The organism is Neobacillus novalis NBRC 102450, assembly GCF_001591805.1.
In the GTDB taxonomy this organism is placed as follows: Bacteria; Bacillota; Bacilli; order Bacillales; family Cytobacillaceae; genus Neobacillus; species Neobacillus novalis.
In genome coordinates this window covers 209603-223549 of the sequence record NZ_BCVP01000016.1, presented here as the reverse complement: position 1 = coordinate 223549, position 13947 = coordinate 209603, and the positions used below count along the sequence as shown (strand labels likewise).

Here is a 13947-nt window from a genome sequence, read left to right as displayed (position 1 = left end):
GTTGTCCAGCGACAAGAATCTCCCCGCCACCACGGCATCAAATTCCATCATATTTCTCCTTGGGTTTCATTTACCCATAACTAAAATTAATCAACTATATCTTCTTCAGAAACTGGTTTTGATTTTTGCAAATGAGCAAATGAATAGTTGGCCATTGTTTGAACATCGCTGTATTTAGATTGTTTATCCGACTTCATGACTACTGAGATTACTTCTTTATTGTCCTTTTTTAAATATTCTACAAGCGTATGCTGTGCTGCATTTGTAAACCCAGGTTTACCAGCAATGACGTTCGGCATGGTTTGAAGTTTAATTAGGTTGCTAATGTTTTTTTCTTGCATGCTTGTTTTAATTCTTGCGGCCTGCGTAGACATGACCTCTAGTACGTTCGGATGTTGAACGGCTTCTTTTGTGATGAGAGCCATATCATACGGAGTTGTATAATGGTTTGGACCATTCAGACCACTTGCTGAAACGAAATGAGAATTTTTAAGACGTAACACTCTCACTTTCTGATTCATAAGTTCGGCAAATCCTTCTTCGCTGCCACCTACATTTTCCGCAATCGTAACGGACACATCATTAGCACTTACTAATAATAAAGCTTTCATAGCATCTTGTTTAGAAATCTTCTCTCCAGCTTTTAACCCTAAACAAATGCATTCTTGACATGCAGCATTTGGGCTAACCGTTAATATTTCGCCATCATCCATCCGTTCATCTAAAATAGTTGCCGTTAACACTTTAGTCATACTCGCAGGATACGCTTTTGAATGGGCAATTTTGTTGTATAGAATCTCGCCAGTTTCAACATCTATGGCCACTCCAAACTCTCCCGCAATTTGTGGTACAATTGTCTCCGCCATCCTTATTCCCGCTGAATCCATTCCACTCAATATAATAAGGACTAATAGTGTTGCCGGAACTACCTTCCAGATGTTCGCCATGATGTACCCCCAGTTAATTGGACCTTTCCGTGTCTCCATTTTATTTTTCTCCATTTTTTCAGAAATATTTCTAATGTTCTGTTCCAACAGATGAAAAAATGTACGCTTTGGGAATATAAAAAGAGATTGGAAAGTCCAACCTCTTTAATATATAGCCAGCAAAAATGGCAGCTACCTTCTCACCTATCAATCAACATTTTCTATTAATTGTTTCATCATATCTTTATCCATCGGCCCTACTATTTTCTTGCGGACAATACCTTTAGAATCAATCAGATAACTTGTTGGAATTGTAATCGCTTGAAATCGGCTGCCAATGTCACCATCTTGATCGAATAAAATTGGAAAAGTTAAATTACGTTCTTTTACGAATTTCTTAACGGTTTGTGTATTTTTTTCTGTTGAAGTCAGATTTATCGCAAGTAGTTCTACCTTATTTTTATCCTGGGTCGCATAAAAATCCTGCATGTGCGGGATCTCAGCTTTACATGGCGGACACCAGGTTGCCCAAAAATTTAAAATAACCTTTTTTCCTCTCATACCAGACAGTTTGATTTCTGTGCTGTCAATCGTCATTAATTGAAAATCAGGCGCGTTATTTCCTTCTTCAAGTCCAATTTTTCCAGCTTGCATTGTGCTTGATGGACTTACTTTCGGATGTTTTTCAGTTAAAACAAGGTTCAATAAAAAATACCCACTCATAACAGCAAACAAAAAAATAAGAGTGGGCTGCAGGATCATAAAGTTAGTTAACTTTAGCTTCCTTGCTTTAAAAAAGAAGTAAATGATTGCTCCAATTATCCCTAAAATTAATCCCTTAGTCCCTCCAGTAAAATACAATAACGACAAGGGACTATCAATAACTAATTTTGGCTCTAGCAGCAATAAACTGCCTTTCCAGATTAGAAAGCCCCAAAAAACACTATTTACTACTGTATCGAATATTTTTTTACCTAGATCTTTACTTTGCGAACGAAGCAGCCAGATCTTTAGAAAAGTAAATCCCACCACAATAGCAATTCCGAGAATAACCCATCTCATCATGATAGTGAAAGAACCAATTTGGATAACGTCGATATTCGCTCCCACCTTCGCAAATTATTCTTTCCACTATTTTATCACAAAAAAACTTCGGTTATTTTTGTGAATGATTGTTTGAATTCATTTATGCTACTAAAAATTTGATTTGGTTGCACACTAAATTCAAGTGACTGAAAATTCGGCAACCACTGCACTCCGATTGTATGTATGTTTGCTTGTTTACCTGCCAGAATATCCGCATCGCTGTCCCCAAGAAAAATTGCTTCGCTGCTTTCTATGTTTAGCTGTGTTAATGCTTTATTTATTCCCTCCGGATGAGGTTTTGGAATATCAACGTCATCACCAGTAACAATGACATCAAATAAGTCATTCATATTAAGGCATCTTAAAGAAATATCCAGGCTTCTGCGAGCTTTTCCAGTCACTATTCCTAATTTGTATCCAGCACTTTTTAGGTTCAGAAGTAAGTCATTTATTTCCTCATTATCTGGAACTACCTCTAGGTGCTTTTCACTATATTTTTCATAATATAACTCAATTGCTTTATCAGAGTTTTTATTTAATAGATTTCCCCTGATAATTCCAGTTTCAGATGGACCGAACATAGCCTTTATTTCTTCTGAGGTAATTTCAAGGTTATCAAATTCCTTGAAGACAGCTTGAAATGCATAAAAACATACAGGCAATGTATCAGCAAGTGTACCATCAAAATCAAAAATAACTGCTTTAATAATTAACAACCCCTTTTTTAAAAATAAACTCTTTGAATCATATTATAATCTATAAAACACCTAAAAATCACTTTGTTAAGATATTCAATTAAGTCTACTTCCTTTCATTTTTATTTTTTAAAAATTTGGAAATCCCTCTTTTTCGAAACTATGGTATGATTAATAAAGTCAACTATTTTAGGAGTGAGATCATGAGTGTACATAAAGATTTAATCAAACATGCTGCTAATCAGAACAAAACATACCAATTGTTTCTATCGCTGGATCAACAGCGTGAAAGCTATATTGAAGAAGCAGTTGAGTTATGCAAGCAAGGTAACCCCTTCTCGACCGAAAAAATTAATGAGGTCACAAATAAAATGAATAAACTAAACTTACGATTTATCCCAATAAGAAAAAACGTTACAGTTGAGATGGTTCAAGATTATGTAAAATCACTTCCAAAACAACGCTAATGGGTGGTGGCTGCTATGATCTCTTTGACAAAAAGAAGACGGGAATTCTTAGACCAGATTTACCGTCAATATCAGACGACTAATCTTCCTGTCCATTATTCGGACGTGGCTGAAGCGATTGGTGTGAGTAAATGGACTGCCTATGATGTGTTGAAAACCCTGGAAAGCCAAGGACTTTTAAAAAGAACGTATACTGCCAATGAAAATGAAACAGGACGTTCCGTTGTCGTCTTCTCCCCTACAGATCTGGCTGGTCATCTGTTCCAAAAAGAAAGAAGAGAAATTTTAAATACAGAAGAATGGGAAATGATTCTTAACGAGGTAACAGACTTAATTGAAAACCAGCAAGATCTCCCGTTGATGGATGCAATCGATACTATTTTGGAGTTAATGAAAACCGTCGATGTTAAGCTTAAATTCTGTGCCTACTTCCTTTGCGTGCTCATTTTATTTTTGAATAGCCTGGGGGATGCTTTAAAGGATTTAACTGTTAATGTTGTGAACTCATCAGAGGAATCAAAGGTACAGCTTTCAGTGTTTGTTGGTGCTGTTGTCGGAATGATTATTCAGTCTGTTCGTGAGGGATTAAGCCCTGAAATGATCACCTTGGTAAAGCAGTTTTTTGATAATGTAAATCAACTAGATTCAGTTGAATTGGACCTATTAATCGAGTTCATTAAACAAAGTTAACAATTCTTAGCCAGCCTTAAATATATTTGGGTGGCTTTTATTTTATTTAATTCAAATGTAAGATAACCTTTATTTTCCGAATATTTATTATTTTCACAACATTATACTTGACATCTCCAAAATAAATGCGCTATAAAAGTATTATAGGTTTTTGGGCTTTTTGGGTTTCAACTCCCCTCTTTTTGGGTCTTTTGGGTATCCTGTTGTTAGTTTTTAAACTTCGTAGACTGCAATAAAGTTACATTCATTTTTTTAAAAAAAGTGAGGTTATGTTATGTATAAGGTGTATTGCAGGTCTTTTCAAGGAGTGATGAAAATTGCTTCCTCCTTCATGCCTTGGCGGGAACCGGAGCTCTTAGTGGGAGAAAATAGTTTAAAAGAATTGCCGAAGCTTATAAAACGAAATAAAATTGAAAGCGTTTTAATCGTTACCGACCAAGGAATTGTATCTGTTGGACTTATGGACGAATTTTTAAAGAATCTGCGTGTTGAAGAAATTGACTACTTCATTTACGACAAAACCGTCCCAAATCCAACTATCGATAATATTGAGGAAGCCTTTCAAATGTACACGGCAAATAATTGTAAGGGAATCGTTGCCTTCGGCGGTGGATCGCCAATGGATTGCGCTAAAGGTGTCGGTGCCCGGGCAGCAAGACCAAATAAGAGCATTCCGCAAATGAAGGGTGTATTGAAGGTGTTGAAAAAAATGCCTCCCCTATTTGCGATTCCCACCACAGCCGGAACAGGCAGTGAGGCAACCTTAGCTGCGGTTGTTTCTAATAGCGAGACACATGAAAAATATGCCATAATGGACACATCGCTTATTCCACATTACGCTGTTCTTGATCCATTACTTATCGTTAATCTTCCCCCCCATATTACGGCAGCAACAGGAATTGACGCTTTAACACATGCAGTTGAAGCATACATTGGCAGAAGTAACACGAAGGAAACCAAGCAATACAGTTTAGATGCGGTGAAATTAATCTTTGAAAATCTCTATGAGTCCTATTCAAACGGTACGAACATCCAGGCACGGGCTAATATGCAAAAAGCTGCTTATTTAGCGGGAATGGCATTCACTCGGGCCTATGTTGGTTATATACATGCAATTGCTCATACCCTTGGTGGATTTTATTCCGTTCCTCATGGACTGGCAAATGCGATTATCCTCCCTTATGTCTTGGAGTATTACGGCGAGTCCGTTCACAAACCTTTAGCCGAGCTGGCAGAATTAGTTGGTATTGTTGATCCCGCCGATACTACCGAGCAAAAGGCAGTGAGGTTTATCGAAGCGATCAAGAAGCTTAATGATAGTATGGCGATTCCGAAAAAAGTAAGTGGGATTGTCGAACGTGATATACCAGTAATGGTTGAAAGGGCATTAAAAGAAGCAAACCCATTATATCCTGTTCCAAGGATATTAAATAAGGATGATATATTTACTCTTTACCAATTAATAAAAGAATAACTGGGATCTAAGGTGGTTAAAAAAATGGATAATTACGATTCCATAATTGCTCAGCAAAAGGCTTTTTTTCGAACTGGAATGACCAAAGATGTTTCATACCGACTCGAAGCGCTTCACAAATTGAGAAACGCTATTAAAAATCATGAGCAAGTGCTAATGGATGCCTTGAGGACGGATTTAAATAAATCTGAATTTGATGCGTATACATCTGAAATTGGTTTTGTTCTAGAGGAATTACGATTTACGCTTAAACATTTACGTTCTTGGGTAATGCCAAAAAAGGTTAAAACCCCCTTAACGCATATTGGCTCCCGCAGCTACATTTATTCGGAACCATACGGAGTTGCGCTCATCATCGCTCCTTGGAATTATCCTTTTCAATTGGCAATCGCCCCGTTAATTGGTGCCATTGCCGCTGGTAACTGCGGGGTTATCAAGCCGTCAGAATTAACGCCGAAAACCTCTGAAGTATTAGGGAAAATCATTCATGATTTATACCCTGAAGAGTACATTTCTGTAGTCCAAGGTGGCGTAGAAACAAGCCAAGCACTGCTAAATGAAAAATTTGATTATATCTTTTTTACAGGAAGCGTCCCTGTGGGAAAGGTCGTTATGGAAGCAGCAGCAAAAAATTTAACCCCGGTGACATTAGAATTGGGCGGAAAAAGCCCTTGTATCGTTCATGAGGATGCCAATATAAAGCTGGCAGCCAAACGGATTGCCTGGGGGAAATTCACCAATGCCGGACAAACCTGCATTGCCCCGGATTATTTGTATCTTCATAAAAGCATTAAGGATCAATTCCTCCAACAATTTAAGGAGACAACGATTGAATTGTATGGGGTGCAGCCGTTAAACAATGGTGATTTCACGAGGATCGTGAGTGATCGACATTTTCAGCGGTTGTGCTCCTTCCTCGACAATGGGGAACTTTATATGGGAGGCAGCGCAAATCAAGAAAAGTTAACGATAGAACCGACGGTCCTCACAAATGTCACCTGGGAGGATCCGATTATGCAGGACGAGATCTTCGGGCCGATTCTGCCTGTGCTTGAATATGATGCACTCTCAGAGGTACTAGAAGGAATTCACCGTCATCCGAAACCGCTCGCCCTCTATATTTTTACGGAAAATAACACTATACAACAAGAAGTTCTAAACAGCGTCTCTTTTGGCGGCGGCTGTGTGAATGACACGGTCTATCATTTTGCCTCCCCTTACCTTCCTTTTGGCGGTGTTGGAAACAGCGGGATTGGCGCTTATCACGGAAAAGGCAACATTGATACGTTCTCCCATCAAAAAAGCGTTCTAAAACAAACGACCTTATTTGATATCCCGTTTCGTTACCCAAATGTGAAGAACGGACTGAAAAAAATCAAGCTTTTTATGAAGTAACAATGTCCATTAGAAAAGGTTAACCGAAGTTAACTTATCAAGTCCAACATTATAAAAAGCAATAAAAATAAAGGAGAAAACATATTAGATATGTATAATATGTTTTCTCCTTTTTATTAAATCAAAACGCCCGATTGTTGAAGTTTCCAACCTGTTAAAGCCAACCCACCTATTGAATTAAAACCAATCATTAACTACAAGGAAGATGATAGAAACTATTCATCTTAAGAAGATCACATTATTTACCTTTGTTCCTCATACATTTAAATTGAATTATTAATTTTCGAGGGGGAGATTAAAATGCAAATCCCGATTACTGGTTTTATTTATGAGTCAGACGATAAGAGTTTAAATGGAGAACATTCCCATGTTCTTTACGTGACTTCTTTTGACGGTCGACGGGTTCACATTCATGGATTTAGTGGGTTTACTTCCTTTGATGTTGATCATCGCCATGATTATCTAGGTAGGACTGAACCGGCTCAAAGTGGGGTTCCACATGTTCATCGTTACTTTACGATGACTTCTTTTAATCATGGACATGAACACCGAATTGAAGGTATTACTGGGCCCGCAATAGAAATTCCTTTTGGAGGTCATTATCATGAGTTTAAAGGAACGACAACTATTAATGGATCCACTCCTCATAAGCACAAGTATAGCGGCCAAACTGGAAATGAAGTCTAGTAAGGATCAAGGTGAAATCTAAATAAGTATCTAGGTGTATTACCAGTGTAGTTGTCACCAGGTGTGAATAAGTTAAATTACGGTATAAACTCTTTTTTCTCATTCTAAATCATCTTAAATATCCCTATATTAACGTAACTATATGGCCTTTTCATGCAAAAAGGACGCTAATCCTTATAACGGATAGCGCCCTTTAATGGAATAACTAAAATAGGATTTCATTCAAAAACACTTATGCTTCGTCAACTCCCACAGTTTTTTTAAGTACAAACCTTCACAATCTCTTTTAAACTTTAATATTAATTTCCAATTTAACTTAAATGTGTTATTCCATAAACTGTCCGTGTTGAAAAAAAGGCGAATAGGTATGGGGTTTTATTCCAATTGATATTAACCTTTTTATGTACCTCTGCTTCTCCTTTTTTGAATTTAGTTAATTTCTTTAAAGATTATCTAATATATTCCTATTCCGGGATTCTTCGTTAAAGGTCAGAACATCATCAACTGGCTCATAGGATTCACCATAGAAATGTTTGTCCTTATAGGTGTGAATCATATCATAGGTTTTTTTCATGGCTTTAAATATCATTTCTTCCGATTCATTATATGGTGCCCAATAAAGGATTTCCATCTTATTAATCTCATTTGTCGCAAGAGATCTTCTCTCGTACCCGATAGATTTCGCATGCTCAAAGCCTTCGCGTTTATAATAACGCAGCCTTTTTTCTGTATCACTGTCCTCATAATTAACTGGTTCTACTTCAAGAATGATCGGTTTTCCCTTGCTTTTCATATTTTCCATAAGTTTATGACCAAGACCCTGGCCGCGGGCATTCTTCGAAACGAAAAGGTAATCGATAAAAACAAAATTGTCGAGCTCCACATACATTAAAACATGATTGGGACCTTCATCTTTATGATAGATTTCAGAACGCTCTTTAAGTAAAGTTTCCATATGCTCTTTTGATTTCATCTCTTCAACTGGAAAATATTGATTCAACTTTTCATACCAATGCATGAACATACTCCTTTATTTCATATTAATTTTCATAATAGAATTATGTGTTATTATCTAGATTTAATACTGATTACATATTACTTGGTATGTTTGCACTCAGCTAAATATTCAATCCATCCCTCCTGAAAGAATCCATTACCATTTAAGCTCATTATCACAGCTTGCTGTCCACTATTTAATATTAATTTAATTATTGGTGTAATCAGCTTTAAGGATGCCGTATATTTCTAAATCGATTACTCCTTTACCAGACCATGAAGAAGCTTGTCTTAACAATCCTTCTTTCATAAAACCGTTTTTTAAGAGGACTTTCTTTGAAACTTTGTTTGCAGTCATGACCTCTGCTTGAATTCTGTTAACATTAACTTCCTCAAATAAAATTTTACTAGGATAGAATCGGATCTAGTTGCAATTCCCTTACCCCAATTATCCTCTGCCAAAACATACCCAATACCATATTGACTTTTTGGTTAAAATCCATAGCTTCAATAATTCCAACTAATTTATTACTTTGATTCTTCCGAAAAATCCCGCACTTACCTCTATTTTTTTTTGTGGTAATCCCTATCAAAATGGCCAATCATTTTATTTACTGTTTGAATGTTATGTTTAGGAATAATCCCACAATATTCAAATACATTTCGTTATCGTAGATATTAAATACTTCCTGTAAATGTACATCCTCGATTTTTCTTAATACTAGATCCTCTGATTCCAATACTGGGAAATCTCCAAAAATCATATCTAAATTCATGTTTTATTCTCCTTAAGATATTATTCAATGGGAATGTAGATCTTCATTTGAAAATGTTGAATTTAAATGCCAAAATGTTGGTGGTGACTTGGAAGTAGAAATCATTTATTTTCTTTCCCAAACCAATTCGCGGCTCCATGTTTGAATTCTCCAATATAAATACATGCCGCACAAGCAGCAAAAGTAAAATAAGCGGAGATTTTCCGGGTAGATGCAGATTGGAGCTCGTTTCGGGGTAAATAAGGGGAGATTTTCCGATTATGCCAAGCAAAATCCCCCATTTTTGAATTTTTCGAGTAAATAGACGGAATCTCTCCGTCTATTTAAGCCTTTTTTAATCATAATTACTAATTAAGCGGAATTTTTCCGTCTATTTATCAGAAGGTAGAAATCTTGATAAATAAAGAAAAAGACGTATGCTAATTCATACGTCAATTCTTGTGTCTTTTATTAAGAAAGCACCCGAAAACGGAACCCTTTAAGATAAAATCAAACGTGTTTTTCTTTACTTAAATTCGATTATAGTCTGCTCTCCAATTATGAATTGCTTTCTTAATTTCATCCGGTTTTAAATTTTCCGCTGCTGCCCGCTTACTTAACTCAGGAAATTCCTTGTCACTCGCAAAACGTAAAGCTGCCAATTGTGCGAAACTGAGTTTAGGATCCAATAACTCCCCTGTTAAAACATAATAACGAAGGTTCTCTTCCGCTCGTATTGCACGATCTTGTGCTTTTAATGGATAAAATCGTAAAAGTACTGCGATGATTACAATGATTATCATCATCAGAAAAAGGATTATCGATAGAAGAATGTTTTCCTCCTGTTTAATCGAACGAATTAGAAAAACAATAGTAGTTATTAATGTCCCTAATAGTAATATCTGTAAAACATAATGATAAACCGGGTGCACTCGTACATGAGATTTATAATCTTGATTTTGCATCTGTTTCCTCCCCTTACTTTTCCTATTTTCATTCTTATTCATAATAACCGTTCACTTATTCCCATTTAAATACATAACTGGCAATAATAAATGCGCCTACGAGCCAACCGCCTAAGATCAGGGCCTCTGTCCCTAAGCTCATAAACGATGCTCCAACATTCATCGTTTCTCGTAATGCGTGGCTAAGATGGGCAATCGGTAAAATCTGAACAATTGGCTGCAAAAATTCTGGCATATTTTTAATCGGGAAAAACACGCCTCCCAAAAATAGCATCGGAAAGGACAGAAAGCCGGCAATGGGCCCTGCACTTTCTGGGGTTTTAGCGATGCCTGCAATAATAAATCCAATCGCCATAAAAGCCAGTGTCCCTAATATGACAAAACTGATTAAAGTAAACCACGACCCGCGGACTTCAACACCAAAAATCAGATGCCCTACTCCTAGAACAATAAGTGCTTGCAAGCCATTCAATACAAGCCGGGCAGTAATTTGCGCCGCAATAAATGTAGAAGCTTTTAGAGTGGTTCCTTGCATTCTTCTTAATATCCCCCGTTCTCTCCAGGCAGCGATTTGACCAGCGACGCCATTCATGTTGTTACTCATAATCATCATCGCAACAATCCCTGGCACTAAGAAATCAATATACTTTAAATTTAGCGTTTCGACCCCTTTCATATCCATTACAACTACAGGATGATAATCCAGCATGTCTTTACTAATTCCATCAACTATATTAGTTACTACCTGAAGACCGACTTGTGATACGGCTATGTTCGTTTCATTAAAGTAAACAGGAAGTAAGTAGGGCGCACTTTTTGCTGGTGGACTATTTAAGCTTGCATCGTATCCTTTTGGAATGACGACAACTAGCTGTAAATCATCTTTTTTTAATTTGTTTAAAGCTTTATTTTCACTTTTTTCTATTTGGACAGTTAATGCTTTGTTATCAATTAGTGAAGTTATTAATATCTTTGATTGAAACGATTGGTCTTGGTCTACAACACCAATTGTTAAAGAAATTCCATTTCCATTTCCTAAAAATGAACCCATGATCACCATGAGAAAAAGCGGAAAAGCCAGCGTCCAAAACAAGACCTGACGATTTCGAAGGAAAATCCGCAGCTGTGATAATGTTAGTTGCCAGTAAGCTCTCATCCTTCTCTTAATCTCCTTCCGGTCATATGTAAAAACACATCTTCTAATGTAGCTGTTCGTGTTTGTAAATCTGTTAATTTAAGCTGTTGATCAGAAGCCATCTCAATCAAGCTGGTTAAGGTGAGCTGAAGATCATCTGTATATAGAACAAAAACATCCTTTTGATTCCCAACCTTTGTTACACCTTCGATTTCATGTAACTCTACTTCAGAGGACTCATTTTCAAACCGAAACTCAACCGCACTATCTGACTGCAGGTTTTTTACAAGCTGGGATGGTGTGTCTAACGCAATCAGCTCGCCTTGATTCATAATCGCAATACGGTCACATAATACATGTGCCTCGTCCATGTAATGGGTGGTTAACACGATGGTTTTCCCTTTCTTTTTTAATAGGAGGATAATATCCCAAAGCGTTCTTCGTGCCTGTGGGTCAAGCCCTGTTGTCGGCTCATCTAAGAAGATGATCCATGGGTCATGAACAAGTGCCAGAGCAATGGCCAATCTTTGTTTCTGTCCTCCTGATAGACTTTTTATCCGACTTTTCCTTTTATCGCCTAGCAGCATCTCCTCAATTAATGTAGGAATGGAAACCTGGTTCGGATAAAAACTTGCATATAAATGTAAGATTTCTTCCACTGAAAGCAGTTCAAAGAGTGACGTCGATTGTAATTGAACACCGATGACCTCTTTCACCTTTTTTAATTCTTTTGTGATGTCAAAACCACCAACGATCGCTGTCCCTTGATCGGGTTTTCTAAGCCCTACCAACATTTCTAACGTTGTGGTTTTACCCGCACCATTTGGACCGAGAAGACCGAAAACCTCTCCCTTATGAACCTGAAATTCGACTCCCTTTACCGCTGTGAAATTGCCATATGTTTTCACTAGATTGATTACTTGAATGATTTCTTCTTGAGAACCCATTTTTCACACTCCACATTTTTCATACTTAATCGTACCTGCTGTACTGTTCTATAAATCTTCATTCTCGAAAATTTGTGGTCACTTGTCCTTGTTAAAAAACAACTCTAAATACCATTATTCTACAAAAAAAATTTTATTCCTCTAGAATTAAAAACAAATACCAATGCAGCTTTCTGAGCACATAAAAAGGAGTCGTTATCCGACCCCTTTTTTAACTTCCCTTGTTATTAAAATATTGAAATAAGTGCTCCATTCTTATGTATTACCGTTACTTCTTGGCCAGCTCTTTTTTCGTAATCGGATGCTGAACCGTATGGAACTGTTAAAACAAATGGCTCATCCAAGTACTTAAATTCAACGGTAAAGTTGTCAGCAGACCCTACTACCTTTACTTTCGTAGAAATTGCCGGACCGGGAATCGTCAGCTTCTGCCCAATCAGAACCATATCAAGGTGAAGTCCATTCGCTTTTTTCACATCCGCTACATTTACCCCAAAACGGTTAGAAATTCCCCACAACGTGTCTCCCGGTTTCACCGTATACATTGGCTTAATCTCTTTAGCTTGGGAATCAACAGCCAGTGTTAATTTTTGCCCTATATAAATCTGATCTCCTTGCAAATGGTTAATCTTTTTTAACTCACTCATACTGACCCCAGATTTTTTTGCCAGGGAATAAAGGGTATCCCCTTTTTGGACTGTATAAAGACTTGAGCTTCCTAATTCATGTACTGGTTGTACATGTGCAGGTACCAACAGCTGCTGTCCAGCCAAAACTTTTTCAGTGTTTAGACCATTCACCGCTTTTAGCTGTTCTACGCTGACATGATACTTTTTGGACAGGCTATAAAGTGTATCATTCTTTACAACAGTATAGCTTATACTGCTTGCTGCCACTTTTGTTGTCAGTAAAGCAACAGCCGTAATTGCTCCTGCTACTGCAGCAGTTGCCAGTTTTTGATTACGCGCTTTCATCTTTTTCTGGTGTAATTCAGCTAATCTTTGTTTTCTCTTTATAAACGTTGTGCTCAAAGTTCTATTCCCCCATAAAATAATCTAAATAGAATACCTTATAGAAATTCGATAATTCTCTCCAATTTATGACTGTATGTCAAAAATATCCCTCAATATCCATCTTTTTTTTAAAATCCATCGTTGATTGTTTTTATAGTCTTTGCAACTTTTCCGTTTTTTGGTAATGAAAAATAAACCATCATGGTAATCCTGTTTGAAAATGGACTACCATGATGGTTTTCTAAATTAGCTTTTTCTCAGTTTTTTTCTAATCATTTTAGTAATTATTCCCCCGCAAAGGACAATAATCGCAGCTAAAATATAGATTGGCTTAAGGACGGAGCCACTTTCTTCAGGAGCCTCGCCGTCCCGTAACAGTTCGTTACTATTTGCGGTCATAATTACAGCTTGCTGCCCGCCATCTACAACTGTTACATTTTTCTCTCCAAAAAACTCAATTAAATAATGGATTGTTACTTCGTTATAAGGTTGCACGCCAATTTCAATTGTATTTTCAAGCGGCGCGGTATGCGTTACCGTAATGCCTTTTTCTGCTAATTCCTCCTTTTTATCTTCAAAAATAATTTTATCGACCTCTTTTTGTTTTTCAAGCATAGCCGCAGTTGGCTCAGAAGCTGCAGATGTTGCTAAGGTTGTCATAAATGGTACGCATAACCCCAATATAATTGCCATTAGCATTTTAAGTTTCATTTAAT

Annotated in this window: 14 protein-coding genes and 1 pseudogene; 5 read left to right on the top strand and 10 right to left on the bottom strand. The window is 37.1% G+C overall.

The genetic code is table 11. The features are described from left to right. Positions 1-86 precede the first annotated feature (86 nt). The 3 genes from BANVL01_RS14480 to BANVL01_RS14470 form a co-directional block, all read right to left on the bottom strand. On the bottom strand, positions 87-947 hold the full coding sequence (locus tag BANVL01_RS14480) for a D-alanyl-D-alanine carboxypeptidase family protein (protein ID WP_169803180.1): 861 nt from the start codon (positions 945-947) through the stop codon (positions 87-89). Positions 948-1133: 186 nt separating this feature from the next. Further along, entirely contained in the window at positions 1134-2036 is a 903-nt protein-coding gene (locus BANVL01_RS26785; protein WP_235845576.1) for a peroxiredoxin family protein, read from the bottom strand. A 29-nt stretch (positions 2037-2065) separates the two neighbouring features. Next, entirely contained in the window at positions 2066-2722 is a 657-nt protein-coding gene (locus tag BANVL01_RS14470) for an HAD family hydrolase (protein WP_066096532.1), read from the bottom strand. Positions 2723-2910: 188 nt separating this feature from the next. Between BANVL01_RS14470 and BANVL01_RS14465 the strand changes: the two genes are divergently transcribed. The 5 genes from BANVL01_RS14465 (at position 2911) to BANVL01_RS14445 (ending at position 7420) form a co-directional block, all read left to right on the top strand. Continuing rightward, the gene (locus BANVL01_RS14465) at positions 2911-3174 is read left to right on the top strand and encodes a DUF2533 family protein (RefSeq protein WP_066087310.1); all 264 of its coding nucleotides are present in this window, start codon (positions 2911-2913) and stop codon (positions 3172-3174) included. A 15-nt stretch (positions 3175-3189) separates the two neighbouring features. Beyond that, entirely contained in the window at positions 3190-3864 is a 675-nt protein-coding gene (locus tag BANVL01_RS14460; RefSeq protein ID WP_066147908.1) for a LexA family protein, read from the top strand. Between the two features lie 274 nt (positions 3865-4138). Further along, positions 4139-5338: an iron-containing alcohol dehydrogenase gene (locus BANVL01_RS14455; RefSeq protein WP_066087313.1), complete on the top strand. Its 1200-nt coding sequence runs from the start codon at positions 4139-4141 to the stop codon at positions 5336-5338. Between the two features lie 24 nt (positions 5339-5362). Next, the gene (locus tag BANVL01_RS14450; protein WP_066087316.1) at positions 5363-6733 is read left to right on the top strand and encodes an aldehyde dehydrogenase; all 1371 of its coding nucleotides are present in this window, start codon (positions 5363-5365) and stop codon (positions 6731-6733) included. Positions 6734-7033: 300 nt separating this feature from the next. After that, on the top strand, positions 7034-7420 hold the full coding sequence (locus BANVL01_RS14445) for a YmaF family protein (RefSeq protein WP_066087319.1): 387 nt from the start codon (positions 7034-7036) through the stop codon (positions 7418-7420). 442 nt (positions 7421-7862) lie between these two features. On the opposite strand, the gene BANVL01_RS14440 is transcribed toward BANVL01_RS14445, so the two are convergent. The 7 genes and pseudogenes from BANVL01_RS14440 to BANVL01_RS14410 form a co-directional block, all read right to left on the bottom strand. Beyond that, positions 7863-8438, bottom strand: a complete 576-nt coding sequence (locus BANVL01_RS14440; protein ID WP_066087321.1) for a GNAT family N-acetyltransferase — start codon at positions 8436-8438, stop codon at positions 7863-7865. A gap of 186 nt (positions 8439-8624) precedes the next feature. Next, positions 8625-9192 (bottom strand): annotated as a pseudogene (locus tag BANVL01_RS14435) (GNAT family N-acetyltransferase). 509 nt (positions 9193-9701) lie between these two features. After that, the gene (locus BANVL01_RS14430) at positions 9702-10136 is read right to left on the bottom strand and encodes a DUF6526 family protein (protein ID WP_066087323.1); all 435 of its coding nucleotides are present in this window, start codon (positions 10134-10136) and stop codon (positions 9702-9704) included. A gap of 55 nt (positions 10137-10191) precedes the next feature. Then, positions 10192-11292: an ABC transporter permease gene (locus BANVL01_RS14425; RefSeq protein ID WP_066087326.1), complete on the bottom strand. Its 1101-nt coding sequence runs from the start codon at positions 11290-11292 to the stop codon at positions 10192-10194. Continuing rightward, complete coding sequence (locus tag BANVL01_RS14420) at positions 11289-12218, bottom strand: ABC transporter ATP-binding protein (RefSeq protein ID WP_066087331.1); 930 nt, start codon at positions 12216-12218, stop codon at positions 11289-11291. Before BANVL01_RS14420 ends, BANVL01_RS14425 begins: the two co-directional genes overlap by 4 nt. Positions 12219-12445: 227 nt before the next feature. Beyond that, positions 12446-13249, bottom strand: coding sequence for a LysM peptidoglycan-binding domain-containing protein (locus BANVL01_RS14415; RefSeq protein ID WP_066087333.1), 804 nt, complete (start codon positions 13247-13249; stop codon positions 12446-12448). Between the two features lie 228 nt (positions 13250-13477). Continuing rightward, positions 13478-13942: a hypothetical protein gene (locus BANVL01_RS14410; RefSeq protein ID WP_066087335.1), complete on the bottom strand. Its 465-nt coding sequence runs from the start codon at positions 13940-13942 to the stop codon at positions 13478-13480. Positions 13943-13947 lie beyond the last annotated feature (5 nt).